The sequence below is a fragment of the Phycisphaerales bacterium genome, assembly GCA_020852515.1.
In the GTDB taxonomy this organism is placed as follows: Bacteria; Planctomycetota; Phycisphaerae; order Phycisphaerales; family UBA5793; genus UBA5793.
Window position 1 is genome coordinate 22,271 of sequence record JADZAS010000023.1, and the last position, 26,092, is coordinate 48,362.

Annotated in this window: 21 protein-coding genes, 1 other RNA gene and 1 pseudogene; 11 read left to right on the forward strand and 12 right to left on the reverse strand. The window is 65.2% G+C overall.

Annotated elements, in window-relative coordinates; genetic code table 11:
- Positions 1–329: 329 nt before the first annotated feature.
- Positions 330–1,391, forward strand: a pseudogene (locus tag IT430_15115) (tyrosine-type recombinase/integrase).
- A gap of 214 nt (positions 1,392–1,605) precedes the next feature.
- Here the strand turns inward: IT430_15115 and ssrA are convergent.
- Positions 1,606–1,958: a transfer-messenger RNA gene (ssrA, locus tag IT430_15120) on the reverse strand.
- Between the two features lie 95 nt (positions 1,959–2,053).
- Here ssrA and IT430_15125 point away from each other — a divergent pair.
- Entirely contained in the window at positions 2,054–2,839 is a 786-nt protein-coding gene (locus IT430_15125) for a 2-C-methyl-D-erythritol 4-phosphate cytidylyltransferase (protein MCC6909269.1), read from the forward strand.
- 1 nt (position 2,840) lies between these two features.
- Here the strand turns inward: IT430_15125 and recN are convergent, their stop codons facing one another.
- Positions 2,841–4,613 carry a DNA repair protein RecN gene (gene recN, locus IT430_15130; protein ID MCC6909270.1) on the reverse strand — a complete coding sequence of 591 codons (1,773 nt, stop codon included), beginning with the start codon at positions 4,611–4,613 and terminating at the stop codon, positions 2,841–2,843.
- Between the two features lie 120 nt (positions 4,614–4,733).
- On the opposite strand from recN, the gene IT430_15135 reads away from it, so the two are divergent.
- The 4 genes from IT430_15135 (at position 4,734) to floA (ending at position 8,612) form a co-directional block, all read left to right on the forward strand.
- Positions 4,734–6,488 (forward strand): hypothetical protein, encoded by a 1,755-nt coding sequence (locus IT430_15135; protein MCC6909271.1) that lies wholly within the window; start codon positions 4,734–4,736, stop codon positions 6,486–6,488.
- Positions 6,475–7,074, forward strand: a complete 600-nt coding sequence (locus tag IT430_15140; protein MCC6909272.1) for a hypothetical protein — start codon at positions 6,475–6,477, stop codon at positions 7,072–7,074. The genes IT430_15135 and IT430_15140 overlap by 14 nt, the downstream gene beginning before the upstream one ends.
- Before the next feature lie 64 nt (positions 7,075–7,138).
- Positions 7,139–7,597, forward strand: a complete 459-nt coding sequence (locus IT430_15145; protein ID MCC6909273.1) for a flotillin-like FloA family protein — start codon at positions 7,139–7,141, stop codon at positions 7,595–7,597.
- A gap of 4 nt (positions 7,598–7,601) precedes the next feature.
- Complete coding sequence (gene floA / locus IT430_15150) at positions 7,602–8,612, forward strand: flotillin-like protein FloA (GenBank protein ID MCC6909274.1); 1,011 nt, start codon at positions 7,602–7,604, stop codon at positions 8,610–8,612.
- Between the two features lie 5 nt (positions 8,613–8,617).
- Here the strand turns inward: floA and IT430_15155 are convergent, their stop codons facing one another.
- Entirely contained in the window at positions 8,618–10,315 is a 1,698-nt protein-coding gene (locus IT430_15155) for a 4Fe-4S binding protein (protein ID MCC6909275.1), read from the reverse strand.
- Between the two features lie 111 nt (positions 10,316–10,426).
- Here IT430_15155 and IT430_15160 point away from each other — a divergent pair, with 111 nt between their 5' ends.
- Entirely contained in the window at positions 10,427–11,140 is a 714-nt protein-coding gene (locus tag IT430_15160) for a hypothetical protein (GenBank protein ID MCC6909276.1), read from the forward strand.
- Between the two features lie 42 nt (positions 11,141–11,182).
- Complete coding sequence (locus IT430_15165; GenBank protein MCC6909277.1) at positions 11,183–11,737, forward strand: NADH-quinone oxidoreductase subunit C; 555 nt, start codon at positions 11,183–11,185, stop codon at positions 11,735–11,737.
- Here IT430_15165 and IT430_15170 read toward each other — a convergent pair whose 3' ends face one another.
- The 6 genes from IT430_15170 to IT430_15195 all read right to left on the reverse strand — a co-directional run bounded on the left by IT430_15170 (position 11,738) and on the right by IT430_15195 (position 20,251).
- Positions 11,738–15,124, reverse strand: a complete 3,387-nt coding sequence (locus IT430_15170; GenBank protein MCC6909278.1) for a hypothetical protein — start codon at positions 15,122–15,124, stop codon at positions 11,738–11,740.
- Positions 15,125–15,127: 3 nt separating this feature from the next.
- Entirely contained in the window at positions 15,128–15,667 is a 540-nt protein-coding gene (locus IT430_15175; protein MCC6909279.1) for an HAD hydrolase family protein, read from the reverse strand.
- Positions 15,668–15,673: 6 nt separating this feature from the next.
- Positions 15,674–16,699 carry a KpsF/GutQ family sugar-phosphate isomerase gene (locus tag IT430_15180; protein MCC6909280.1) on the reverse strand — a complete coding sequence of 342 codons (1,026 nt, stop codon included), beginning with the start codon at positions 16,697–16,699 and terminating at the stop codon, positions 15,674–15,676.
- A 91-nt stretch (positions 16,700–16,790) separates the two neighbouring features.
- Entirely contained in the window at positions 16,791–17,921 is a 1,131-nt protein-coding gene (locus IT430_15185) for a cobalamin-dependent protein (GenBank protein ID MCC6909281.1), read from the reverse strand.
- Between the two features lie 96 nt (positions 17,922–18,017).
- Positions 18,018–18,803: an alpha/beta fold hydrolase gene (locus IT430_15190; protein MCC6909282.1), complete on the reverse strand. Its 786-nt coding sequence runs from the start codon at positions 18,801–18,803 to the stop codon at positions 18,018–18,020.
- 2 nt (positions 18,804–18,805) lie between these two features.
- Positions 18,806–20,251 carry a hypothetical protein gene (locus tag IT430_15195; protein ID MCC6909283.1) on the reverse strand — a complete coding sequence of 482 codons (1,446 nt, stop codon included), beginning with the start codon at positions 20,249–20,251 and terminating at the stop codon, positions 18,806–18,808.
- 110 nt (positions 20,252–20,361) lie between these two features.
- Between IT430_15195 and IT430_15200 the strand changes: the two genes are divergently transcribed.
- From IT430_15200 to rsmG, 3 genes are all read left to right on the forward strand, one after another.
- Positions 20,362–21,048, forward strand: coding sequence for a CPBP family intramembrane metalloprotease (locus tag IT430_15200; GenBank protein MCC6909284.1), 687 nt, complete (start codon positions 20,362–20,364; stop codon positions 21,046–21,048).
- Positions 21,049–21,143: 95 nt separating this feature from the next.
- Positions 21,144–22,112 (forward strand): hypothetical protein, encoded by a 969-nt coding sequence (locus tag IT430_15205; protein ID MCC6909285.1) that lies wholly within the window; start codon positions 21,144–21,146, stop codon positions 22,110–22,112.
- A complete protein-coding gene (gene rsmG / locus IT430_15210) occupies positions 22,109–22,807 on the forward strand; it encodes a 16S rRNA (guanine(527)-N(7))-methyltransferase RsmG (protein ID MCC6909286.1) in 699 nt (232 codons plus the stop codon). The genes IT430_15205 and rsmG overlap by 4 nt, the downstream gene beginning before the upstream one ends.
- 36 nt (positions 22,808–22,843) lie before the next feature.
- Here rsmG and IT430_15215 read toward each other — a convergent pair whose 3' ends face one another.
- The 3 genes from IT430_15215 to IT430_15225 all read right to left on the reverse strand — a co-directional run bounded on the left by IT430_15215 (position 22,844) and on the right by IT430_15225 (position 26,044).
- A complete protein-coding gene (locus IT430_15215) occupies positions 22,844–23,422 on the reverse strand; it encodes a response regulator (GenBank protein MCC6909287.1) in 579 nt (192 codons plus the stop codon).
- Positions 23,423–23,565: 143 nt separating this feature from the next.
- The gene (locus tag IT430_15220; GenBank protein MCC6909288.1) at positions 23,566–24,600 is read right to left on the reverse strand and encodes a lysophospholipid acyltransferase family protein; all 1,035 of its coding nucleotides are present in this window, start codon (positions 24,598–24,600) and stop codon (positions 23,566–23,568) included.
- Positions 24,601–24,697: 97 nt separating this feature from the next.
- Complete coding sequence (locus IT430_15225) at positions 24,698–26,044, reverse strand: hypothetical protein (protein MCC6909289.1); 1,347 nt, start codon at positions 26,042–26,044, stop codon at positions 24,698–24,700.
- Positions 26,045–26,092 lie beyond the last annotated feature (48 nt).

Here is a 26,092-nt window from a genome sequence, read left to right on the forward strand (position 1 = left end):
TGCGTGCACGAGTCCATGTGAAACGAAATGCAGCGTCCGCCCAGGCTGAAACGTCTGTGCCTGGTGATCGAGTCGGGTGCTGCACTCACACGGAACCGCTCACCGTCGAACGCGGCGAGCAGATGGCAGGAGTGAATCATGAGTCGGGAACTTGAGCAGTACCTGAGCGTAAAGCAAGTGGCGGCCCGGTTGGCTTGTTCGACTCGGACAGTCTGGCGTCGGGTCGCGGAAGGTCTTCTGTCGGAGCCGAAGCGATTCGGCGGGCTGACCCGTTGGCGTGAGGATGATGTCGTGAAATCACTGCGGCGGATGGAACGGAGCGGCGCCCAATGATCGCCAAGGTCGTGCGTCCAACTCGAATCCGCAACGGCAAGCGAGTGAAGGGCCGCATTCTCCGCGGCCGCATCAAACTCGACGGTGACGCAAAAGAGCGTTGGGTTTCGCTTGGAACCTCGGACCAGCGAGTGGCGGATAAGCGTCTGCGTGAGATCGTGGAGCGGGAAGAGCGTGAACGGGCCGGGATCGCTCCGCCTCGCGCTCTTGTCGATGCCGCGTCTCGTCCGGTGGTCGAGCACCTGGCGGAGTACATCGAGGAACTGCGCAGTCTCGGGCGGAGCCGTGATTACGTGCGCAAGCCGGAGCATCGGATCGGAGAACTCATCGCCGATTGCGGCTGGAAGTTCCTGCGTGAGGTGACGCCGGAGAGTTTTGAGGCGTGGCGTCGTGGCGCCCTGAATCGTCTGGCCGCGAAGACGTTGAATGAGTACTTGGCGGCGGCCCGATCATTCCTGGCGTGGCTGCATGATCGCGAGCGGATCGCCAGCAACCCGCTCAGCCGCGTCCGTCGCGTCGGTAAGGCTCCATCGCATGAGCGGCGGGCGTTTGCCCTGGATGAACTGCAACGGCTCCTCGACGCTTCTGGGCCGCGTCGGGTGGTGTACCTGGTTGCGGCAAAGACGGGGCTCCGGTTCAACGAGCTGCGTCGTCTGCGATGGAGCGACGTGCATCTCGACGGTTGTCAGGGGCTCGATGGTCGTGCAGCCATCTTGCTGCGAGCGGAAAGCACGAAGGCAAAGCGGCCCGACGTGTTGCCGCTGTCCGGTGATGTCGTCGAGGAACTGCGGAGCATCCGGCCGCAATCGCCGGGCGTGGATGCGCGCGTGTTCGCCAAGGGAATGCCGAGTCACCATACCTGGGCCGAAGACTTGCGACGGGCCGGGATCAAGGCGAGCGAAGTGATTGACGGGCTGGAGGTCCGTGTGTGCTTTCACTCACTGCGCCACACGTTTGCGACGATGCTCGACGGAGCGGGCGTGACGGGGCGGATGAAGATGGCGTTGACGCGGCACACGGATCCTCGGCTGTCAGAGGGCGTGTACACACACGTGCGGAGTCTTTCCCTGGCGGGAGCCGTTGACCGGCTTCCTGTGCTTCGCCGGGGCGATGACGCACAGATAGACGCACATGTTTGGGTCACGGAGAGTCGCGGGGCGTCTCGGGGTGACACTGCGGCCGATTCGGACGGGGCTTCGGAAAGTGCTGGAAATGAAGGGGTTTTTGCACGAAATGACGCGGATGGGCACGTCGTGGCAGAGGCGGTAGAATCAATGGAGCCGGGGGGAATCGAACCCCCGTCCCGTACAGTCGAACTGCCGCCTCTACGTGTGTAGTCGATGTTTTGATCTCGATCCTCGGACGACCATCGACGGCCTTCCTTTGGATCACTCCGCGATCGTTTCTCGCCCTTGTGAGTTCGCGATGGACTCTCCGGGCCAGCCTGCTGTGTTTTCGATCCACCCCGCCCGCAGGCAAGAGAGACGGATCGTGCCGCTTATGTTAAGCAGCAAGAGCGAACTGCGTGTTGGCAGTTATGGTTTTGCACATTTGATAACGCGGTCCACGTGCGCCGCGACACGCCACGACAGCCCCAACCTGTCCGGTCGAAACCAGTCGGCCCCAGTTGTCAATGAGCGATGAATGATAGCGCCAACCGCGTTCACCGTCCGCCTCAACGCGCCGTCGCGAAGCCGCCGGCGACGTCATACCCTTGCCCATGAACATCGCCGTCATCATCACCGCGGCCGGCCGCAGCGAGCGCTTCGGCGGGCGCGACAAACTCAACGAAGACCTCGGCGGCCGGGCCCTGCTCATGCGGACGGTCGAACTGTTCAACAAGCGGCCCGAAGTGGGGAGCGTGATCGTTGCCGGCCCGCCCGACAAGCTCGATGAGTTTCGATTCCGCTTCGGCGATCAGCTGGGATTCCACGGCGCGCGGATCGTGCCCGGCGGGCGCGCCGAGCGCTGGGAAACCGTAAGGAACGCGCTCCAGGAAGTGCCCGGTGACTGCACGCACGTGGCCGTCCACGACGCCGCGCGCCCCGCCACACCTGCCGATGTCATCGATCGAGTCTTCGAGGCGGCGACGATGTTCGACGCCGTCATCCCGGCCGTTCCGGTTGCGGCCACGATCAAGCGCGTCTCGAAGGAGACGAAGGAAGCAGCCCAGGCGGACCCGATCGCCGCAGCCATTCTCGGCGAGGCGGCCAAGCCGCGAAACCTCGCCCGGCAGGTTGAAGAGACGATCGACCGGCAGCGGCTGGTCGAAGTGCAGACGCCGCAGATCTTCGAGCGCGGCCTGCTCATTCGGGCCTACGAACAGAAGGACCTGAGCGGCGCGACGGATGACGCCTCCCTCGTGGAGCGGCTGGGGGAGGCGGTCTTTGTCGTGAACGGCGACCCGCGCAACATCAAGATCACCACGCCGGCGGACCTGCACCTGGTGCGCGCGGTGCTTGGCGTGCGGCCGCCGCAGGACCGGCCGGCGCACAAGCAGTTCTAGGTTACAGTTGTCGCGTGCGTTTCTGCCGTCGGGCGGCAGGCTTGTCTGGCGCGCGGCTGGCCGCATGGCGCGCCGTGGCCAGCAGTTCATCCGCCTGGTGGAGCGTGATCTCGGTTGCGGACTTGCCGGCGAGCATTTCGGCGAGTTCAGCGCGGCGGGCGGCGTCGGTGCCGAGCGTCGCCACTTCGATGTGGATCTCGTTTCTGGCCGAATGCTTGGAGATGCGCAGGTGCGTGTCGCCGAACGCGGCGATCTGCGGCAGGTGGGTGATGCAGAGCACCTGGTGGCGCTGGGCCAGAGCGCGGAGTTTGGCGCCGATGACCGAGCCGAGCCGCCCGCCGATTTTCGCGTCGATCTCATCAAACACGAGCACGCTGATGCGCTCGGCCCCGGCGAGCACCGTCTTGAGCGCGAGCATGATGCGCGACAGTTCGCCACCCGACGCGATGCGCCTCAACGGGCGCGACGGCTGGCCGGGGTTCGTGCGAATCATCATCTCGATCTGATCGGCGCCCGTCGGCCCTGGTTCGTCAAGCGGCTCGAACTGCACATCGAACTGGGCCTCGGCCATCGCCAATTCGGCCAGTTCCGCTTCGATGCGCGGCTTGAGGGCCCGCGCCGCCTTTTGCCGCGCGGCGCGCAGGGCAGCCGCAATCTCGCTCGCCCGGCCGGCCAGCTGGCTCTGACGCTTCAGGAGCGCGGCGCTGTCGAGTCCGGCGCCGCTGAGTTCACCGATTCGGCCGCGAATCTCTTCGCGATACTCCAGCACGTCATCGAGCGAGCCGCGGCCGTACTTGGCAATCAGGCGGTTGAGCGCGTTGAGGCGATCGGTGATCTCGCCGAGTTCGGCTGGATCGAGATCGAGCCTTCCCAGGTAGCGGCCCAGGACGAATGACGCGTCCTGCACGGCTGCCGCGGCGGCCTCAACCTGCCCGGCCGCCTCCTCCAGCGCCGGATCAATCTCGACAAGTTCACGCATGATGCCAACGACGGCCTGCAGTCGCGACGCCACCGATTCATCCGAGTCGTAGAGGACGTTATGGGCCAGACCGATTTGCCTCGTCAGCCGATCGACTTCCGAGAGCACGCGATGGCGGGCGGAGAGTTCGTCGTATTCGCCCGGCGTGGGTTCAACGGCGTCGATCTCGCCGGCCTGGAATTCGAGCAGGTCGAGTTGTTCGGTCCGCAGTGCGCTGCCGCGTTGGGAGTCATTCAGGCGAGTGCGGATGTCGATCAATTCGCGGTAGAGGTCGGCGTATTGCGCGAGCAGCGATTCGCTTCCGGCAAAGGCGTCGACGACCGCCAGCTGGTTCGACGGTCGCAGGAGAAAGGGCGCTTCGCCGGCCGCGCTCGATCCTCCTTCGTCGCCGATGTGCAGGTCGATGAGGCGGTCGCCGACCTCGCGCAGCATCGCCGCCGTCACGGGATGGCCGTTGATCGAGGCGCTCGAGCGACCGGAGGCGAATATCTTGCGCGTGATGAGCAGGCCTTCGGCGGCTTGTGGCGTGTCCGCGCCGGGCAAATCGGCGACACGATGGACTTCGGCGGCGAGATGGGCGTCGGGTATCTCAAATACTCCACTAACGCGGCCCTCGGCAGCGCCGGGCCTGAGCAGATCGGCCGGGCTGCGGCGGCCCAGCAGCAGTTCAAAGGCCCCTAGGATCAGCGATTTGCCTGCGCCGGTCTGGCCGGTGAAGACGTTGAGCCCGGGCGTCAGTTCGAGCCGGAGGTCTTCGATGATCGCCAGGTTGGAGATGTGCAGTTCGCGGAGCATGCGGCGGGGTCCGTCCCGGTCGAGGTCCAATCCCTTGTACGAGCACAAGAATGTACGGCCCTGCAGGGATGGCGGCAAGAGTGCGCGGAAAACCATCCGACATATACTCAGGGTGCCCAGATGAAAACACTACAAACCAAACCATCCATCACACGCGGCCGCCGGCTGTCGCTGCTCGCGAGCCTGCTGTTACTGTTCGCTCAACTGGTCGCCCAGGCTCAGGACGCTACGCCCACACCCGGCGGCGTGTCGGCCAGCCGCCAGGCCAGCAACATCGCGGTCATCACCATCCACGGCCCGATCGACGAAGTGACCACCCGCTCGATCAAGCGGCGCATCGAGATCGCGCAAAAGATGAACGCCGACGCGATCGTCTTCGACATCGACACGTGGGGAGGCCTGGCCACCGCCGCCATCGACATCAACCTGATCATCAAGGACTGCCCGATCACCAACACCATCGGGTGGGTGCACCCCAAGGCGATTTCGGCGGGCACGTTTATCGCCCTGGCGTGCAAGGAAATCGTCATCAGCCCGGGCGGCTACATGGGCGATTGCGCGCCGATCCTGCCGGGCCTGATTCCCATGCCCGCCGCCGAACGGGCCAAGGCGGAGTCGCCGCTGCTGGCGATTGTCGTCGATTCCGCCCGCCGGCGCGGCTACGACGAGCGGCTGCTCATGTCCTTCGTGGCCGTGGACATTGAACTCTGGCTCGTGGAGAACAAGGAAACGGGCGATCGGCTGTTCGTCGATCGCACCGAGTACCAGTTGCTTTTTGGCAGCGATCCCCCGCCGACCGTGCGGAGCAGCGCGTCGGGCGGAGTGCCCTCAGGCGACATGTCAAGCATCAAGGCGCCGGTTCCGTTCCTGCAGGAGATCTACCAGCAGCAGTCCGACACGCTCACGCCCGAGCAGATCGCCGATCAGGTCGAGAAGAACCAGGAGTTCCTCTCGAAGCGGCCTCAACTCTCACTGGAGGATCGAGGCAAGTACGAGCTGGTTGCCCCCGTCATTGATGACAAGACGCTTCTCGTGGCCAACGCGCACGAGGCCCGGCAATGGGGGCTCTCGCAGGCGACTGTCGCCAATGAGGCCGAGTTGAAATCCTTCGTCGGCGCCACGAGTGTCACGTGGCTTGAGCCAACCTGGTCAGAGAATCTCGTGCAGGTGCTGACGAGCATGCCGGTTCGGGCCCTCCTGCTGGTGGTGTTTCTTGTCGGGTTGATCTGGGAAATGGCGACGCCGGGCATTGGCGTGCCGATGACCATTGCCCTCGCGGCGGCGCTGCTGCTGTTCGGTGCGCCGGCGCTGACGGGCTTGGCGCAGTGGTGGGATATCGTGCTGGTCCTTGTCGGCTTCTGCCTGCTGGCCGCCGAGTTGTTCCTCATCCCCGGCTTTGGCGTCGCGGGAATCGCCGGCATCATCTGCATCGGACTTGGCTTCATCGGCACGTTCATCGCGCCCGATCCCTCCGGCTCGATCCTCCCGACTTCGGAACTGGCGCGGCAGGCGATGGTGCGCGGCGCCTCGACGCTGCTGCTGGGTTTCTTTGCCGGCGGCGTGGCAATGTGGATGGGCGTCAAACACTTCACGCGCATTCCGGGCCTGAGCCGCCTCGTGCTCAGCGAACAACTGCCGCGGAGCGATGATGCGGACTCGCTGCTGGGCGCCATGGCCATGCCGGTAGCGGGTCCCGGGGTGGGCAGCGTCGGAATGGTCGTTTCAACGCTCCGTCCGATCGGTCGCGCCCGTTTTGGCGCGACGATCTACGATGTGGTCGCCGAGCGCGGCATCATTGAGGAGGGCCGGCGCGTGCGGGTCGTATTCGCCTCGGCGTTCAAGATCCTTGTGGAGGATGCGGATGAGCCCGCTTGATGCGTTCATCAACCTGGCCCAGACGACGACGGCGCAGGCTCCCGCGGACACCGGCGGTGCGCTGGGCTGGTGGGTGGTCGGGCTGCTCATGCTGGCCGCGATCATGGTGGCGCTTGAATTGTTCGTGCCTTCCGGCGGTTTGATCAGCGTGGTGGCGGGTCTGTGCGCCATCGCCGCGGTCGTCCTCGCATTCAGGATCAGCATGACCACGGGAGGCATCGCACTGGGCCTGGTCGTCGTGCTGACGCCGACGATCCTCTGGCTGGCGATCAAGGTGTTCCCGAGCACGCCCGTGGGGCGGCACATCATCCTCACTGAAGGAACGACAGAGGAAGACATGCAGCGCCGGCTTCACGAGCGCCACGCCGAAGCCGAGGCGATCTCATCGCTCATCGGCGCTCAGGGCAAGGCTTTGACCGGTCTGCGGCCGGGCGGGACGATTCGGCTCGACGGCGAGGACATTGAAGCGTTCGCCGAGACGGGCATTATCCCGGCGGGAACCAGGGTGGTGATCACCTCCGTGAACGGGCGGCAGATCCGGGTCATGCCCGCGGACGAGGCGGGCGAGTTCACCACCCCCGCCTGAGTTGGGCGCTACTGTGAGTCGATGGGATCCGACGCGCCGGCCGACGCGGGCCGCCTGATAAGAGGTGCACGAGATCGAGGTGCCGTGGCAACTGCTCACATACCTGGCGATGGGCACTGTCCTGGTGGTGGCGACGGTTTCGCTGCTCGTGATCGGCATGTTTTTCAACCTGTGGTTCCAGGCTTTTTTGTCGGGCGCGCCGGTGTCGATGCTCCGGGTGGTTCGGATGCGGCTCCGCGGCGTGGATCCGCATGTTATCGTGCTCAATCGAATTCAGGCGGTGAAGGCGGGCGTGGAAATCTCCACCGAACAGCTCGAGTCACACCACCTGGCCGGCGGGCGAGTGCCGCTCGTGGTGCGGGGGCTGATCATGGCCCGGCGTGCGGGGCTGGAACTCGACTACGATTCGGCCTGTGATATGGACCTCGCGGGGCAGGACGTTTGCGAGGCCGTACAGAGTTCGATTCGCATAGCGGGGCTGGATACGCCGGCGCCGAGTGCCGTTGAAGAAAGGATGATCTGAACGAATGGCTAGCGCATCAGATGTGATCTTCTGGGTGGTCCTTGGCGTCGTCGTGATCTTTTCGATTGTGGTGCTGGTCATCATCGGCCAGTTCTTCAATCTGTGGTTCCAGGCGTTTCTCTCCGGCGCCAGCGTGTCGTTCATCGACCTGGTGGGAATGAAGTTCCGCAAGGTCGATCCGCGCATCATCGTGCTCAATCGCATCCAGGCGGTCAAGGCCGGGCTCAACGTCACGACCAAGGAACTCGAGACGCACTACCTCGCGGGCGGCCGCGTGCCGCTGGTCATCCGAGCGCTCATCGCGGCGGACCGGGCCAAGATCGACCTTGGATTCAACACCGCGTGCGCCATCGACCTCGCCGGCCGCGACATTTTCGACGCCGTGCAGACGTCCGTGAAGCCCAAGGTGATCGACTGCCCCGACCCCTCCCGCGGCCGCAGCACGATTGATGCAGTGGCCCAGGACGGCATCCAATTGAAGGTCAAGGCGCGCATCACCGTCCGCGCCAATCTGGCCCGCCTCGTCGGCGGTGCGCTCGAAGAAACGATCATTGCACGCGTGGGCGAAGGCATTGTCACGACCATCGGCTCGGCGAACACGCACAAGGAAGTGCTCGCCAATCCCGACAACATCAGCAAGACGGTGCTCAAGAAAGGCCTCGACTCAGGCACAGCGTTCGAGATTCTCTCGATCGACATCGCGGACGTGGACGTCGGCGACAATATCGGCGCCAAACTGCAGGCCGACCAGGCCGAGGCGGACAAGAAGCGATTCCAGGCCGAAGCAGAGAAGCGGGCCGCGATGGCTCGCGCGCAGGAGGCCGAGAACCGCGCGCTGATCGAATTGAACCGCGCCAAGGTGGTCGAGGCCGAAGCCGAGGTTCCCCGGGCGATGGCCGAGGCGTTCCGCGGAGGCAACCTGGGCATCATGGATTACTACCGCATGCGCAACATCCAGGCGGACACGCAGATGCGCTCCTCCATCGGCGGCGGGCCTGGTACCGAGAAGGGCTGAGCCCCCTACTTCGCCGGCCGCTCGTCGCGCGCGCGCTGCGCTTCATCCGTTCGCCCCTGCGATTGGAGTACGACGACCAGCGCCGCTCGCGTCTGATCGAATTCAGGATGCGCTTCAAGACAGTCCTGAAGTTGCACGACTGCTTCCTCGACCGGGCGGTAGTTGAGCATGACTCGGGCCAGATCGCGGCAGAGCACATCAGTCGCGCCGCCGAGTTCGACGCCGCGGCGCAGATGCTGCTCGCATTGCTGCCACTCGCCCTTGAGCAGGTGGACGCGGGCCCGCGTCAGCGTCAGATCGAGGTTTGCAAGCAGCCCGATCCCCCCGACCCGCCACGAGTCGGCCTTCTGAAGGTGGGCGGCGGCGAGCGCGAGTTCGCGGCTGGTCTCTGAGTCGAGTTGCAGAGCCCCTGCCCATGCCTCGTCAATGGACGCGTGGAGATGGTCGGCCAGGTGCATGCCGCGGCGGGTGTGGTACTGCACCAGCGCGCTGTGCACGGTGGTCACCGCGAGCAGCGCCGCGAGCGCCAGCCAGCCGCCACCGGCAGCGGTCATTTTGCCGCTGCGTTTCAACTGGAACCGATGAAAGCGACCATCGCGATCGCCCAGCAGCCGCCACGCCTTCCAGAAGATGAACGCAGCGCATCCGGCGATGCCGACCGCAAACAGCATGGGCACCAGCGCATACAGGCCGCGAAACGCGAAGAAAGCCGCGGCGAACACCGCCGCGCACAGCGCCTCTTCACCCCAGGTGAGATCGAAGCGGCGCTTTGCAGGGCTTTCCACGCGCGCGCGGACGGCCAGCGAAGGCGCGCCCAGGCCGAAGTAGAGCGCGTCATTGGGGCACACGCTCACGCAGTCGAGGCATTTCATGCACCCGGGATCGATAACCATGCCGTAGTCGCGCACTTCTTCGTGCACGCGCACGTTGCTTGAGCACGCGGCCGTGCAGTGGCCGCAGTGCTCGCAGGCGTCGGTAACGCGAATGCGCCCCGGCGAGAGGCGATCGAGGGGCGCAAAGAAACCGCCGTAGGGGCAGCCATAGGTGCAGAATCCCTTGGCGCCGAGGAAGTACACCGTCGCGAAGCCGCACACGAGAAGAAAGGGAATCGCCACCGCCACGGCGGCGAACGTGTGCCAGAAGTCGGACGTGGTGAGCTGCGCCTGCAGTTCCCATGGCGGCAGCTGGACGGGGGCATCCGGCGGAGGCGCGAGCCACCACCGGTATGCCGCGGGCCAGACGAACATGTACAGCGCCAGAAGCAGCGGCACCCACATGAGCAGGCGCGAACGGAACGGACGCGGCCGGATGCCCGCTCTCTTCATCAGCCAGGCGCAGGCGTCCTGGAGCATGACGAGATGACAACCCCAACCACAGAACCACCGCCCGAGCACAAGCGTGGAGAGCAGCGCGATACAAAAGAAGATGAGTCCGGCGTTGACCACGCCGCGCTTGACAAACTCCATCGACTCGGAGGGCTCGACAGGCGTCACCGTGCTGCCAGTGATAAGCCAATGCGCAACGTGCGCGATCATGAGTAACTGCACGATGGCGAGCACGATGGCGCGGCGGCGACCCATCTTCGAGCGGCGCATAGCGCTGGCCCCCGTGGGCGAGTCGCTGGCAAGCGGCAGATGGACGACCGCATCGCCGGCGCACCGGACCCGGGCTGCTTTCGAGTTGTCAGGAAGCGCTGTACTCACTGCGGCTGATTGCTGTGCCTGCCCACCGGTCCATTCTATCGGCCCTTTTCAGGTGCGCCCCCACCCCACCAGGCTCGGACCCCGGCTGACGCGTCGGCTAGCGTTCGGTCCATGCGATTGCACGTTGAAATTCCGCTCGCTACCGCTGAGCCGCTCTCCGGGCTGGTGGCCGAAGTCGTGCCGGTGGACCCGGACGCGGCCGCTGAGGCGCTTGCCAGGCGCTGGGCGGGCAATCTCCTGCAACTCACTGAGCCGATCATCGAGTCGATCGGCAGCGGCCGCATCATCGTCAACTCCGGCTCGCTCGCGGATGATCTTGTCGCGCTCGAGCCGCACAACTGGCTCGGCGGCGGGAAGGCGGCGCTGACAACCCATCTGGAGCGCATCGAGCCGGCGCTGCGAGCGTCGCCGGTGCGCCTTCTCATCGAGCCGTGCAGCCGGCACGTCATCCACGATGCGCAGGCGGCGCTGCTGTTTCTGCAGGAACAATCTGCCGCGCCGGTGGGGCTTGCCCTGAATCCGACGGCGCTCTTTGAGCCAAGCATGCTGGCGTTCCGCGAGGATCACCTTCTGCGAATCGCAGAGAGCCTGGCGCCCCGGTGCGAGATGCTGATCCTCGCCGGAATGGAACTCGACGAAGTCGATGAGCGGTTCAATCCATGCAGTCCCGAGGAGGGCGAGTTCGACCTCGTTGAGGTGTGGACGGCGTGCCGGGCGCACTTGCCCGCTGAGGCGCCCGTTGTGCTTCGGGCGAATACGCGCCGCCTGCCTGACGCCGCTTTGCTTGAGCGACTGATGGCCGCCGGAGCTGCCGGGCGCCGTTGAGTTGACACGTCCCGCTCCGTATGATCGAACGAGCCACCCGCCATGCCAAAGCCAACACTTGACCACCCGACGTTGCCCCGGCTGAAAGTCGAGTTCGCCGAATCAGGCCTCAAGGCCACGGAGTTCCGCGGCCAGACGGCGGTGATCGCCCCTCGGCGCATGCTTCACCGCGTGATGGCGTTTCTGCGCGACGACGAGCAGTGCCGCTACAACCTGCTGTCGGATGTCACTGCCGTTGATTACCTGAACTATCCCGCGCCCACTCCCGGCCGCTTTGCCGTCGTCTACGTGCTGGTCAGTACGCACTTCAATCGCCGGCTGATCGTCAAGACGCATCTCGATCCATCCGGCGACACGACGGGCAACGCGGATGATCCGGCGCTGGAGATCGATTCGGTAACCGACCTCTGGCCGGGCGCGGAGTGGCCCGAACGCGAGGTCTACGACATGTTCGGCATTCGCTTCGCGAACCATCCGGACCTGCGCCGCATTCTGCTGTGGCGCGATTACCCGGCGTTCCCGCTTCGCAAAGACTACCCGCTGCGCGGCCGCGGCGAGCGCGAGTCGTACAACGTGGTGCAGCGCGAGGACGCCTGATCAGCCTGGCCCATTGATGGGCGGCAAGGGTCCATCGACGCGGGCGCCTTCCACCGTGATGCCGTTCGTGAAGAAGTCCCACAGGATGCGCCGCGCCTGCACCGCCCCGCCGGTTGTGGCCGTTTCCATGACGACGTAGTTGTCGCCCGTGGACTCGATCGTGGCGAGCAGGGCGCTCTTGTCGTAGATGAGGCGATCGGCCCAGATGCTCCGATCCTCGCGGCGCACAAAGACGGCGCCTTCGGCCACGGCGCTGGTGAGTTCCATGCCGTCGTTGCCCGAAAGATCAAGAGCCGACACAGACTTAGAGTCCTTCGAGGCCAGTGACGCGGTGAGCACGTCGCAGTCGACGCGGACCACCGGTTCGCCGCGCGGCCGGTGGCGCATGACTACGTTGTCGACAATCGTGAGCAACCCCGGGCTGCGGCGCATCGAAAGCCGGCCGGTCCACGTAAATTCCGTCTCGCCGGGGCCGGAGAACTGCACCGCCGGCTTACCCTCCTGCAGTGCCGCTTCGCGCGGCTCGGGCGTCGACTCGCTGGCGTCAACGACGAGCATCCAGCCTTCGCCGATCGCTTCGAACGTCTCGGTTGATTCGCTGTACTCGATGACATCGCTCGAAATGGCGAGCAGCATCTCGCGCTGGGCGTGCGTGGCGTCGGTGTAGCGCTGCGCCTCCACCTGGGCCGCCCGGTCGCGGCTGCCGAGCATCGTCATCTTCTGCAGTCGGCGCACGGCCTTGCCGGGTTCGCCTGCGGTAGTTCTGGTCTCGATGGGGTCGGTGAGCTGAATCTGCATCCAGTTCCCGCTCAGCCGATCGATCTCGCGGTCGGAGGGCTCAGAAGTTGCGTTCACTCCGCCATGGAAGGTGATGAGCCCCTGCGCTTCTTCGAAGGTCAATTGATCCGTCCACTCGACGTGCACAGCGCCGACTTCGTCGCCCGCCGGTGCCTGCGGCGCCGAGGCAGGCTCGGTCGGCTCAACCTGGGGAGCGGGCGACGGAGGCGGCTGCTCACCGTTGAGGCGGCGACGAAGTTCTTCGCGCATCTGCTCCGGCGTCGTTACCGCGCGATTTCCGGCGCCGTCTTGCATCGTCGGCGCCTTGGGTTCGAAATACGTCAGCGTGCCGGCGCCGACGAACGTCGCGATGCGGCTGGCGGTCTTGCTCGAAATGTTGCTGATCTCGGCGCGCTTGCCCATGACCTTGAGCGACGGATCGCTGACGACGACGTTCTCGCCGCTGAGCACCGCCGTGTCGGTTCGCGCATCGGCCTCAAGGCGATCGGCCAACGCCGTCACGCCGCCATCGAACGACAGCACGACGGTTCCCTGCGCGAGCACTTCGCTCACGGCAAATGAAGACGAGCCGCCAAAGGCGGAAGGCAGCGCTTCCTCGGCCGCCATTGAAGGCTCGATGAGATCGGCCTGGATGTACTGAGCCGCCAGGGAGCCGCCGGCGTCAGCGACGCGTCCTTGACCGGTGACGGTCATCTGCGACGGGTAGGATGAGCCTTGGGCGTTCTCGCTGAACAGCACGAAGAGTTCGTCGCCGTTCACGTTGCCCTGGGCCGACTGGAGCCTGGCTTCTCCCGTGGCGGTGATGCTCTCGACGCGTTGCCCGTCTTGCTCGTCGGGCTTCTCCTTGAAGTCGATGCGCAACCGGTGCGAGTCGAGCGTGTAGCCGTTGGGATCGTCCACGTGCACCTGGCCATCAAAGACGGCGGCGGCGATGCGGCCGAGGCCGCTGCCTTCGTTGGCTCCCTCGAACTCGACGGTGAAGTTGTCGAACCAGTTCACCGAGAAGCCCTCGGGCAGGCCCTTCATCGAGGAGAAGTCCGTCTCCACGGGCTGGCCGGGCGGCGCGTCGTCGGGCCTGGGAATGAGACCCACCAGCGTGCCCGCGCCGAGAAGCGTTCCCGTATTGCGGCCGAGTTCGTTCTTTTCAAAGTAGTACTCGAATGGCGCCACGGAGGTGAGCCGGGCGCCGTCGGGCAGGCCCGCTTCGATCGGCTGGTCGAATCGGCAGTTCAACGTCGCCTTGGCCAGAGAACTGGAGTACTCAAGATCCGAGCCCGTCGCGTAGAACGAGCCGTAGGAGATGTGAACCGGCTCGCCGTCCAGCGTAGCGTAGAGGTCACGGGGCGAGGCGAGATGCTCTGAAGAACCGTCGGCGGGAGTGAGCCGAAGCGCGCCCTGCCCGGTGATTCGAATGTCCTCGGGGCCGGGCGTCTCCGAACTGCCCAGAAACGTCACAGACGGCTGGATCATCGCCCCCACCGTCAGAGATGCAAGATGCGCCCACCGGTCGTTTGCAGCCGCAGACGACGGTGACATCGATGCGCCGGGGGTCCGGGCGGCCCCATCCGGGAGAAAAGTCGACGAGTGGCCAAGCAGCCCGCCCTCACTGATCGAATCTGGGCCGAGGGCAAATTCCGCCAGCAGATCGCGTCCCCGGATAAGCAGCGCCTTCTCGCGTTCTCCCTGTTCGACGATGACTTCATCCGTCAGCGCCAGTTGATACCTGGTGGCGCCGTCCCACGGGTCCGGCGGACTCGGCGGCGCGGCAGTATTCTCCGCGGTGGATGCCGGCGCATTGGCCGAGGCGGGCTTCGATGCGGCGCTCGTGCTTGCGGGTTCCTGCTTCCGGTCGCGCTGGCGGTAGACGATGAGTTCGCGCTGGGCGATTTCGAGTTCTTCAATGCGGCCCAGAGTTTCGTTGAACGCCAGATCCATGCCCCGGCCGATCATGATCGCGTCGGCGGTGCGCGCCACCACGCGATCCTGCGTGCGCCCGGTGAACTGCATGGCGTCGAAGTTGAGCGAATCCGTCTCGAACTGCGCGATCGGGGGCGTAACATCGGGATTGATTTGATAGACGCCGCCGCGCTCTTCCGACTGATACACCGCGATCACCACATGACCGGTCAGCACGCCCGCCTGGGGCTGGCGGTTCTCGGCCAGCCGAAACATCCCTTCATCGGAGGTCAGGCGGATCAACTGCCGGTCGGAGCGGTAGATCCACGCCTGCGGGTTGGTGAAGCGGTTCCAGCCGGTTTCAAGGGGATCCGATTTGTCCCACCGATAGCGAAACGCGAGAAGGCCATCGTCATTGGTGAATTCGAGTTCGCCGCGGCCGGTCTGAAGCGACTGCAGCGGATCGCCCGTGGTCTGCCGAGCCTGCCCGATCCGCACGCGCGAGTCGGGATCGCGATCGGGAATGGGTGTGTTGAGCAGATCCGAGGATATCTGCGGCGAGCCGTCGGCCTGCCGGACGCGATTCCGCGCCCCCGCGAAGAGCAGCACCATCAGCACGAGCGCGCCGCACACGCCAGCCGCACCCACGAACAGGAGTTGTCGATCCGCCAGGGCGGCATGTCGCGCTCGCATGGGCTAGACCTCCTTGTGCCCGTACGGGACGTAGCGGTCCACCGCCTCATCCCATCGACCATGCGCGCCGAGCAGGTGCTCGACCGCCTCTCGCACGGCGCCGCGTCCGCCGGGCTGCCGCGTGACAAACCGCGCGACCTGCCGGACCTCGGCAACGGCATCCGCCACTGCCATAGGATAGCCGACGGCCCGCAGAAGCGGCAAATCCACGATGTCATCGCCCATGGCCGCCGCCTCGTGTGCCTTCCGGCCCGTTCTCTCCAGCACGAGACGCAACGCGTCGCTCTTGTCGCGCACCCCCTGCATGACGTGGTGGACCTTCAGTTCCGCAGCCCTTAGTGCGACAACCTGGCTCGATCGGCCCGTGATGAATGCAACCTCGCCGCCCATCATCTGCCAGACGCGGATCGCCAGACCATCGCGCACGTGAAAGGCCTTGGTTTCGCGCCCGAGATCGTCGATGATGATCGAGCCGTCGGTCATCACGCCGTCCACGTCAAGAATGAGCAGCGAAATGGCGCGGGGGTCGGGCGGCTGGCTCACGATCGATCATTCCTGGATGATCCGCTGCGCGATGAGATCCTGCACATCAACCAGACCGATCGGCCGGCCGGCGTCATCCACGACAGGAATCTCATCCGGCCGGAACTTCTGCACGAGTTCCACCGCTTCGCGCACGATCTGATCGCAGCGCAGCACGCGCGGGCGGCTGGTCATGACGGTGGCGATCGGCTGGTCGAGCGCGCCCGCTCCGTCTCGAAGCAGGAGGCGGCGGAGATCGCCGTCTGTGAACAGCCCCGCCAGAGCGCCTGAATCGTCAACGATGAGCATCGCGCCAGGTCGCCGTCCCACTTCGGCCCGCTGCAGCGCTGCGCCGACGGTGGCATCAAGGGGGATCAGCGGCAGGTTCTCGCCGACTTTGAACCGCAGCACTTCGGTGACCGGTTGGAGCAGCACGCCGAGCATGCCGCCGGGGTGCCTTCGCCGGAAGTCGGCTTCGGAGAACTGCCGCCGACGACTCACGGCCAGGGCGAGCGCATCGCCCAGCGCGAGCATCGCCGTCGTGGAGGCGGTGGGCGCCAGGTTGAGCGGGCAGGCTTCGGAAATATCGCCGAGGTTGAGATGAATCGTCGCCAGTCGGGCCAGGCGGCTGGCGGGATTGGAACTCACCGCGAGAATCGGCAGGCCCTCGGCCCGGAGCACGTGTCCGAGTTGCACGACTTCTTCGGTATTGCCCGAGTAACTCAGCGCCCAGACGGCGTCGCCATCGCGCACGCGGCCGAGATCGCCGTGCAGCGCTTCAGCCGGGTGCATGAAGTGGCTGGGCACGCCGACGCTGGACAAGGTGGCGCTGATCTTCTGGGCGATGAGGCCGCTTTTGCCCATGCCCGTGACGACCACGTGGCCGGTGCACGAATCGAGCAGATCGACCGCCGCGGAGACCTCCTCGCTGACCGAGGCCGCCGCGTGCTCGATGGCAGCGCATTCGGCCCTGAGCGCGGCGAGGATGAACTCGCGCTCATCGGCGCTGTGTGCAATGGCCTCTGAGGCCGATTTCGGCGCCGTGGTGCTCAAGACAATTCTCCGGATCGACGCGGTAAAGCGGTATTCTAGGCGACGATCGCCCCGCTACCGGCCAAACTGGAGTCCGCGCCGGGCAGGTCGTTCAGCCGCCCAGCAGGCCGTCGAGCAGTTGGGGGACGCCCTGGCCGCGGGTGGCGATGGTTTCGAAGATCGGCCGGCCCTCGGAGATGTCGAGCAGGTCGCGCACGAGGCTCGCCTCGCCGGGGAAGTCGGCTTTGTTGCATACAAACAGATCGCCGATCTCGAGCAGACCGGCCTTGTCCATCTGGATCGAATCACCCATGCCGGGCACGAGCACCACGGCGGTGCGATCGACAAACTGCCGGATCGCCACGTCATTCTGCCCGGCCCCCACCGTCTCGACCAGCAGCGTGTCGAACCCGGCGGCGCCAATGAGGCCGATGATCAGCGGCAGCGTGGCGTAGTCTTCGCCCGTGATCGCCAGCGAGCGGTAGAACACGCTTTCATCGAGGTTGTTGAAATCGACGCGCAAGCGATCGCCCAGCAGCGCGCCGTGCGTGATCGGGCTCTGAGGATCAAACGCGACCACCGCGAGGCGGCCCAGATCGCGACGGACGAATTCGCCGGCAAGCGAGGCGACCAGCGTGCTCTTTCCCGCGCCGGGCGAACCTGTGATGCCGATGACGCGGGGCGGCCGGCGCATCGCGCTCTCAGCCGGCTTCCAGCTGCCGTCGTGCGCCAGGCTCAGCGCGCGAGCCAGCGCTGCGGTGGCATGTTCATACGTCTCGGGAGCTGCGCGCCGGCGGGTCGCCCGGCGGACCGACTCGACGATGTCGGCCATGCTCGTGCCGGTGTGATGAACTTCGTTCACGCCGGCGTCGCGCATCACCTGCACATCTTCCTGGGGGATGATGCCGCCGATGTTAACGATCATGTCCGGCCGACCGACCTGGGCGCACTCATCGACAAGGCGGGGCACAAGCACGAGGTGACTGTTGCTCATCATCGACGCGGCGATGCAGTCGGCGTCTTCATCGCGCGCCGAGATCGCCAGCGAGCGCGGCGTCTGCCAGAGACCCGAGTAGATGACGTGGATGCCGCTGTCGCGCATGGCGCGGGCGATGAGTTTCACGCCGCGATCGTGCCCGTCGAGGCCCATCTTGCCCAGCAGCACGCGCGGCCGATGGTCGAGATCAGCGCAGCGGTCGGCTTTGTCAAGTGGAGCGGGGGCTTGGCCTTGCGGATGAGTCATGCACGCACCTTTGCCGCGCCTCGAGCGCCGCGATCGATCGGAAAAGCAGGGCAATCATGCCGGTTGCGCCGCGGCAAGTCAAACCTCGCGATTCGTTTACAGGCTCTTCACGAAGGCTCGCACCGCATCGGCCACCGGCCCGGGCTGCTCGGTGGGAGCCAGATGACCGGCCCGCGGAACGATCACCAGCCTCGAGTCGCGAATCGCCTCGTGCATGATTCGGGAATCTTCCGGAGGCGTGATCGAGTCCTCTTCCCCCACGATGATCAGCGTCGGCACGTCGATCTGGGCGTACGTCGGCGTCGAATCGGGTCGCGACGCCATCGCCCCCAGCGCCGCGGCGACGCCCTTCGGGTCGGATCGCGACATCACGTCGAACCACTTGTCTCTCAATTCCGGTGCAACTGAACCCGCGAACACTTTTCCGATCATGCCCTCGGCGACGATGCGACTGCCGTTGGCCCGCACCTTGTCGGCCGTTGCGTGGCGGCCCTTTGCGGCTTCGGCGGAGTCCGGCGTGCCGCGCGTGTCGGCGAGAATGAGGGCCTTGATTCGCTTGCGCGCACGGCGGAAGAACTCGAACGCGATGTAGCCGCCCATCGACAGACCCATGACGGTCACGGGTCGAGACTCGCCGAGATGATCGAGCAGCGCCACGCAATCGTCTACATAGGTGGCCATGGTCGCCTCGGCCCCTGCTTCGCTGCCTCCGAGGCCGCGCAGGTCGGGGTTGATGAGTCGCAGCTCGCCCTCGAGCCGCTCGATCATGGGCTGCCACATCTCGCCGCTGAAAGGAAAGCCATGGATCAGCAGCACCGGCGGGCCAAGATCGGGACCCGTAACTTCGTAGTGCAGTTTCAGTCCTTCGCGCGTTAAGTACATTCTCAGTTTCCCTCCAGGACTTCGTCGGCTGCCTCGCTGATCAGTTTCCACGCGCCGCGAACGTGCTGTTCGCCGGTGCGCGGCTGACCGACGCAGAACCTCAGAGCATAGCGGCCGTTCAGGCGCGTGTGCGTGAGGTGAATGCGGCCGCTGCGGTTGAGCGCGTGCAAGAGCGCCTCGCTCGGCCCGTCGCCGGCTCTGAGCCGAAAACAGACCAGGTTGAGACTCGGGGGCGCGGCAAGTTCGAATCGATCATCCGCCCGCACCCACTGTGCGAATTCGCCGGCGAGCCGGACGTGTTCGCGGATGTGGCGCCGGATGCCCTTGACGCCGAAGGTGCGAATGACGAACCACAACTTCAGAGCACGAAAGCGCCGGCCCAGCGGGATGTGCCAGTCGCGGTAGTTGATGACTTCATCCGACTCGGCCGCCCGAAGATACTCGGGCAGGATCGAGAGCGTGCGCGTGAGGCGCTGCGGCTGCCGCACGTAGAACGCGTCGAGATCGAAATTGGTCAGCATCCACTTGTGCGGATTGACGCAGAATGAATCCGCCAGCTCGAGCCCTTCGGCGATGTGTCGGAACTCAGGGCACGCCAGCGCTGTGCCCACCATGGCGCCGTCCACGTGAAACCAGATGTTTTCTTTGGCGGCGATGCGCCCGATGGCGGGCAGCGGGTCCATGGCCAGCGACGATGTCGTACCCATGGTGGCGCTGATGAAGCACGGCTCTCGGCCCGCGGTCCGGTCCTGCGCAATAAGGCGCTGCAGTTCATCCGGATTCATGGCGCCGGCAGCGTCGCTCGGCACGAGCCGCACGTTCTCGCGGCCGATCCCGGCGATCATGGCGGCTTTCTCGATGGATGAGTGCGCCTGGTCCGAGGTGTAGGCGGCGAGCGGAGCCGACTGGTTCGAGAGGCCCAGCGCGTTGCCGCGCCAGTCGAGGGCCTGCTCCCGGCCGCACAGCAGGGCGCAGAGCGAAGCGCTGGAAGCGGTGTCCTGAATGACGCCGGCCCCTTTGAAGTGTTCCGGCAACGCAAGCAGTTCCACGAGCCAGTCGAGCACGAACGTCTCAAGTTCGGTCACGGCCGGGCTGCTCGACCAGAGCATGCCGTTGACGCCAAGCCCCGCTGAAAGCAGTTCGCCGAGAATGGCCGGGTATGACGCGTTGGCCGGAAAGTACGCGAAGAAGTTCGGCGATTGCCAATGCGTGATGCCCGGCATGATGTGGTGCTCGAAATCGCTCCAGATCGACGGCCAGGCTTCGCCGCCTTCCGGGAGCGGCCGCTCCACCGCGTCGCGCACCTGCCCGGGCTCAACCGGCGAGAGCACGCGGTACTGCTCCGCGTACTCCAGATAACCGGCGATCCAATCGATAAGATCGTGACCGGCGCTGCGGAACTGTTCGGCTGTCATGCCCAGCGGCGGCGTGTTTTTGTTCTCGGCCATGGGCTGATTCTTGCAGGCCGCGTTGCCTGCGTCTCGCGCAGGTGACAATGCGGGCGCGAATGGATGGTTCGAACTTTCCCAAGGAATGATGATTCTGTTCGCGAGGCGTAATGAGTGCAAAGCAGCGAAGTCTGGCGGCACTGCTGCTGCTGGTCCCCGCGCCGACCATCGGCGTGCTGGCGGCGATCGTCTGGGCTCCGGGGCCGCGCGGCCAGGCGGTGTACAGCATTTCCAAGGCTTGGATTCTGCTCCTGCCGCTGCTCTGGCTCTGGTTTGTGGAGCGCCGGCCGATTGAGGTGACCAGCCCGGCCCGGGCAAAGGGCTTTGGAATGGCGTTCGGGCTGGGCGTGTTGATCGCCACAATCATCATCGGCGGCTACCTGGTCATCGGCACGCAGTGGATCGACGCCGCCGCCGTGCATGCGATCGCGGAGCGAAACGGTCTGACGAAGGCGTGGAAATACCTCGCGCTGGCCGGGTATTTGTGCATCATCAACTCGCTGCTCGAAGAGTATGTGTGGCGATGGTTCGTGTTTCACCACTGCGCCGTGCTTGTGCCGCGCTGGCCGGCGGTGCTGCTCTCGGCCCTGTTCTTCACCATCCATCACGTCTTCGCGCTGGGCTTCCAGTTTGACTGGCGCATTACCCTGCTCGGCTCCGTGGGCGTGTTCATCGGCGGCGTGGTCTGGTCGTGGCTCTACCTCCGCTTCGGCACCGTCTGGCCGGGCTGGGTGAGCCACCTCATCGTCGATCTGGCGGTGTTCGCCGTGGGCTGGATGATTCTCTTCCCGGCTTGAGTCGTGCGCCTGCAACTCGCGGGCGCATCCCTCCTATGCTGATGCGCCCCGGCCCCCGTCGATGACGGCGCGGCCCGGGCGAGGAGGGAACGATCATGCGGGCTGCCTGCTTTCAGCGTCTTTTCGCCGTCTTGCTCGTGCTCGGCGCGGTAATTGGCGCAAGAGCCGACGTCAATCTCCATCACGTCGTGTGCTTTGGCGACAGTCTCACGGACAACCAGAGCATTTTGCCGCGCTACACCGGCCTGCCCTCGACGCTGTACGGCCACGATCCGATGGAACTGGTCTTCGACAAGAACCGTCTGCAGGGCAACGAGCTCTCGAACTACGCGGTTGCCGGCTTCACGTCGGACAACGTTGGACTGCAAGTCGGGCTGTATCAGTTCAACATCACCTTCGGCTTTGAGAACAAGGCGACGCTGTTCCAGATGGAGATGGGCGGCAACGATATTCTCAACAACGATTCCCTGCTCTACAACAACGCGCCCGGGACGAACCGCCAGGCCGATCGCGTCATCAACACGCTGCTGCGCAACTGGCGCACCTACACCGCCGACCTGGCTTCCACTTCGCGCCCCGACGTCAAAGCCGTGCTGTGGACCATTCCTGACATCACGCTCACGCCGCGCTACTGGGAGCAATTGAGCGGCCAGCAGCAGGCGAATCTTCGGGCTCACACCGAGCGGGCCAACGCGTTCATCCGCTCGCTCGATCACTTTGACAACGTGCTGGTGCTGGACGTGTGGTCGATCCTCGCGGACTTTGTCAACAATCCGCCCCAGATCGGCCACATCACCCTCGAAGGCCCGCCCCAGCACGGCCACACGACGGACATGTTCGCCGACGAGATCCACCCCACCGCGGTCAGCAATGCACTGATCGCCAACGAACTCATCAGGACGATGAATCTGGAGTGGAACGCCGGCTTCGAGTTGTACTCCGAAAACGAGCTGCTCGACTTCGCGCTCAATGGCGGCTGGCGCATTCCCACGCCGGGCACCGCGACGCTGCTGATCATCGGCTCGATCTTCGCGGCGCGGCCGAGACGACAGCGGGCGGCATGATCCCGCCGGGTTTTGAACAGCGTCTGGCTGATCTGGGCATCGAACTCGACTCCGGCGATCTGCCGCGCCTTCAGCGATTCCTCGAGCTGCTGCTGCGGCGCAACGAGCAGTTCAACCTCACCGCGATCCGCGACGAGAACGAGGCGTGGGAAAGGCACATTCTCGACAGCCTCACGCTCATCGGGCCGCTGGCGGACAGCGGCGCCGAAACGGTTGCTGATGTGGGCAGTGGCGGCGGCCTGCCGGGCGTTCCTCTGGCCATCTGCCTGCCCGACGTGTCATTCACACTCATCGAGGCCACTGGAAAGAAGGCGGCCTTTCTGCGCGAAGCGATCGAGACGCTCGGACTGAGCAACGCGCGAGTCGTACAGGGGCGCGCGGAAACCCTCGGCCGCGACCATCACGCCTTTCGCGAACAGTTTGATGCCGTGATCGCGCGCGCGGTTGGCCCGCTTCGCGTGCTGCTCGAGTTGACGGTGCCGCTGGCCAAGATCGGCGGGTTTGTTCTCGCCGTGAAAGGCGAGAAGGCCGATGCCGAACTGTCAGACGCCAGAGCGGCACTGCACGCGCTGCACGCCGTGCATGCGCAAACGATCTCTACTCCGACTGGGCGGATTGTCGTGATCGAAAAGCAGCGCAAGACGCCGCGGCAGTATCCGCGATTGCCCGGCGAGCCAAAGCGCAAGCCGCTGTAGCACTCGTTGCGCGAGCGGCCCGAACCCCGAGACCGTTCAATACACCAGCGCGAGGACTTCTTCGATCGCGGCGATGGCCTGGCGCAGGTTGAAGGGCTTCTTGAGGAAGCCGTCAAAGCCTGACATTCGCAACTGGTGCGTCTGCCCGTCGGTGAGTTTGGCGCTCATGCCGATGATCTTGGTCATCTGCAGGTCGTCCTGCGAGCGGACCATCTTTGCCAATCCCCGGCCGTCGATGCGCTCGATGTCGATGTCGGTGAGCAGGACGTTGGGGCGGAAGCGCTCGCACTCGATGCCCGCGCCGAAACTGGCGGTCGCCGTGCGGACCTCGTAGTTGCCGTGTTCGGCGAGGAGTTTCTGAAGCGTGTCCACGATCTCCTGCTCGCCGTCAACGACGAGCACGCGGGTCTGGCCGGAGACAAGGCCCTCGAGCGGAATGCCGTGCTGCTTCATGAATCGGATGAGGCCGTTGAGCGGGATGCGCCGGTCCTTGGAGCCGGGGATCCGGTAGCCGCGCAGCTGCCCCGAGTCGAACCACTTGGACACGGTGCGAGGCGCGACATTGCAGATTTTGGCGACTTCCCCGGTCGTCAATACATCTTTCTCACGCGGCATGGCAATGGACCCTCGATGGAACCGGCATGGCCTGTCAATCCCCCCGGGAATGAACAACAGGCAACATCGGAACAATCGATACGGGGGTTTACCCCGCGCGGCGTGCACGTTGGTGATGGGCAAAATGATCGTCCAACCGCGGGCTATCGGGCCAGTGCCGATTCGCGCTCGCTCTGCTCGATAATCTGCTGCACTTCCGAATCGGTTATCCACGGCAGCGCGGCGATCTTCTCGCGGAGCGAGTCGGGCACCGGCCTGCCGGCCCGTTCGTGCGGCGGCCGCGACTTCCAGCGGCGATGCACCCAGAAGTACTGCTCGGGGGCCTGCCGCACCATCTCCTCGATCGAGCGCGTGTACCGGGCGGTGATGTAGTACAGCGGGTCGCTCTGGCACTTCCAGTCGGCAGGCTCGATGACGTCGGCCAGGTCCAGCGTGTAGCGGAACACGTCGGGCCGATCGCGCCGGGCGAAGCCGCAGATGATCGGCACGTCGTAGCGCATGGCCAGCAGTCCGATGGACTTGTACGCCGAGGCCAGCCGGCCGAAGAATGGCACAAACAGCCCTCGATCGCCCGCGTTCTGGTCGGCGATGAATGCGACGCGGCGCCCCTGCTCGATGAGTTGCGCGACCTGCTCGGTGGCGCCGAATTTGGTGAGGATCGTCATGCCGCGCTTCTCGCGGATGTCAAAGAGCCAGTCGCTGAGGCGCGGGAGATCGAGCGGGCGGGCCAGGGCCGTCATCGGAAAGCCAAACGTGGCCAGGGTGAAGCCGAGCAGTTCGAAATTGCCGCAGTGGCCCGAGAGGAAGATCGCGGGCCGGTCGGCAGTCAGTATCGGCATCGCGCGGCGGACGTCGCCCAGCCGCACATAGCGCGGCCAGGTGCTCGGCGTGACGAGCCTGGGCGTGAAGAGCAACTCGACTGCGAAGGTCTGAAGCAGGTGGCGCATAGACAGCCGGCACAACTCGCTTGATTCGCCGGCGCTCAGGTGCGGCAGGCTGGCTCGAATGTGGGCCAGTGATCGCTCCCTGCGTCGCTGGTCGCGGCGATACCACAGATCGCCGATCCCCCCCACAGCCGCCATGACGTCGTTGACCTCAAAGCACTGCATGAGCGTGCCCAAGGCGCGCACGCCCACGTACGCAGACTGATTGAGGATGTAGGACTCGTTACGCGCCACGGCTCATCTTCGTCATCGACTGCAACGGGCCGAAGAGGATATGAAAAGCCCCGCGCCGGAGCGCGGGGCTGAAAGGACATTCTGGCTGTCCGCCGGTTCAGTTCCCGTAGTAACCAATCAGCGTCAGCAGGCGATTCTGGTTGAGCACGGGAATCGAGAGCTTCTGAGCGCGATCGAGCAGGTTCTGATAGTCGTCATAGAACTGCCGCTCGCGGCGATAGCGCATGACCTCGGGCGGGGTGGCGTCCGAACGGGGCTGCAGCGGCATCGTCGGCGCGACGCCCAGCACGAGGAAGTCGATGTCGCCGGAGAACTGGTCACGGATGTTGCCGCCCCACTCCTTGATGCGGGACCGAACGATTTCCGTTTCCAGCGAACTCGTGCCGTTCTCCCCGTCGAGATCGAAATCGCCGAAGACGAAGAACTGGTATTCCTTGTTGCGGTCATAGACGGGATTGACGATGAGGTCGCCTTCGACGACGGCGCGGCCCGGCGTGGCGCGGATGATGCGGGCCGTGGAGGTCGTATCGCCGATGCGGGTGACTTCGATCGTCGCCTTGCCCTGAGGCACCTGGCCGGCGGCGTCGGGCCGCATCTCGGAGGTCGAGCCGTACACGTTGAAGGTCATGCCGAGCACAACGTGCTGCTTCTGGCCGAGGTTGATGAACACCTCGTCATTGCCCACCATGCGGACGATTTCACCGTCGGTCTGCTGGCCTTCGTCCACGCTGCTGATCGAGGTCTCTCGGAGCCGCGTCTGGAGCGAGGTGACGTTGTCCTGCAGACCGGCGATCGTCACGTCGCGGCGCTCGAGCTGCTCGGTGAGCGAAGCGATCCGCTGCTCGAGGTTGTCGCGAATTTCCTGCACGCGAGCGTCCATGTTCTGCTCGGACTGGAGCACCTGCTGCTGATAACGGTCGGCGCGAGCCTTGGTGGCGTCGATGTCGGCCTTGAGCGCTGCGACGGTCGCCTCGTAGTCCTTCTGGTTCTGCTCCCGGCGCGCGACTTCTTCGCCCAGGCGCGTGTGCGCGTTGTTCAATTCGGATTCGAGGGAATCGATCTGATCCTGAGCGTCTTTGAGTTCGGTTCGCAGGGTCGTCACCAGTCCGGTGAGGGACTCACCCTCGGCCATGCCCAGTTGCTCGAGTTGCGTGCCCAGCCGCGCAGGCGAGAGGTTCGCGTTTCCAGCGACTTTGCGCATCGTGGTCTGGATCTGATCGCGGAGGTACATGACGACGCTCTTGCCCTCGGCGGACGCTTCGCTCTTGAGCCGCGTGATGTCGTCGCGGTTGCGCTCGTCCTGGCGGATGAACTCGCGGGCAGCGGCTTCGGCGGATTCGCGCGCCTGCGCTTCTTTGTCCGCCTTGGTGTAAAAGAGCATAAGCAGCAGCAGCAGCGTGATGGTGAGCATGATGAAGATGACCAGGGCCACCAGCACCCCCATGCCGCTATTCGATCTTGACGCCATTGTCCGAGACCTCCAGGAGGCGAA

Bases quoted from the DNA above. Each gene is read 5' to 3' on its own strand.
- IT430_15215 (MCC6909287.1), bottom strand. From the start codon at position 23,422: ATGCCGCGTGAGAAAGATGTATTGACGACCGGGGAAGTCGCCAAAATC.
- IT430_15190 (MCC6909282.1), bottom strand. From the start codon at position 18,803: ATGTACTTAACGCGCGAAGGACTGAAACTGCACTACGAAGTTACGGGT.
- recN (MCC6909270.1), bottom strand. From the start codon at position 4,613: ATGCTCCGCGAACTGCACATCTCCAACCTGGCGATCATCGAAGACCTC.
- IT430_15170 (MCC6909278.1), bottom strand. From the start codon at position 15,124: ATGCGAGCGCGACATGCCGCCCTGGCGGATCGACAACTCCTGTTCGTG.
- IT430_15135 (MCC6909271.1), top strand. From the start codon at position 4,734: ATGAAAACACTACAAACCAAACCATCCATCACACGCGGCCGCCGGCTG.
- IT430_15185 (MCC6909281.1), bottom strand. From the start codon at position 17,921: ATGACTCATCCGCAAGGCCAAGCCCCCGCTCCACTTGACAAAGCCGAC.
- IT430_15160 (MCC6909276.1), top strand. From the start codon at position 10,427: ATGCGATTGCACGTTGAAATTCCGCTCGCTACCGCTGAGCCGCTCTCC.
- rsmG (MCC6909286.1), top strand. From the start codon at position 22,109: ATGATCCCGCCGGGTTTTGAACAGCGTCTGGCTGATCTGGGCATCGAA.
- floA (MCC6909274.1), top strand. From the start codon at position 7,602: ATGGCTAGCGCATCAGATGTGATCTTCTGGGTGGTCCTTGGCGTCGTC.
- IT430_15165 (MCC6909277.1), top strand. From the start codon at position 11,183: ATGCCAAAGCCAACACTTGACCACCCGACGTTGCCCCGGCTGAAAGTC.
- IT430_15195 (MCC6909283.1), bottom strand. From the start codon at position 20,251: ATGGCCGAGAACAAAAACACGCCGCCGCTGGGCATGACAGCCGAACAG.
- IT430_15205 (MCC6909285.1), top strand. From the start codon at position 21,144: ATGCGGGCTGCCTGCTTTCAGCGTCTTTTCGCCGTCTTGCTCGTGCTC.
- IT430_15140 (MCC6909272.1), top strand. From the start codon at position 6,475: ATGAGCCCGCTTGATGCGTTCATCAACCTGGCCCAGACGACGACGGCG.
- IT430_15200 (MCC6909284.1), top strand. From the start codon at position 20,362: ATGAGTGCAAAGCAGCGAAGTCTGGCGGCACTGCTGCTGCTGGTCCCC.
- IT430_15225 (MCC6909289.1), bottom strand. From the start codon at position 26,044: ATGGGGGTGCTGGTGGCCCTGGTCATCTTCATCATGCTCACCATCACG.
- IT430_15125 (MCC6909269.1), top strand. From the start codon at position 2,054: ATGAACATCGCCGTCATCATCACCGCGGCCGGCCGCAGCGAGCGCTTC.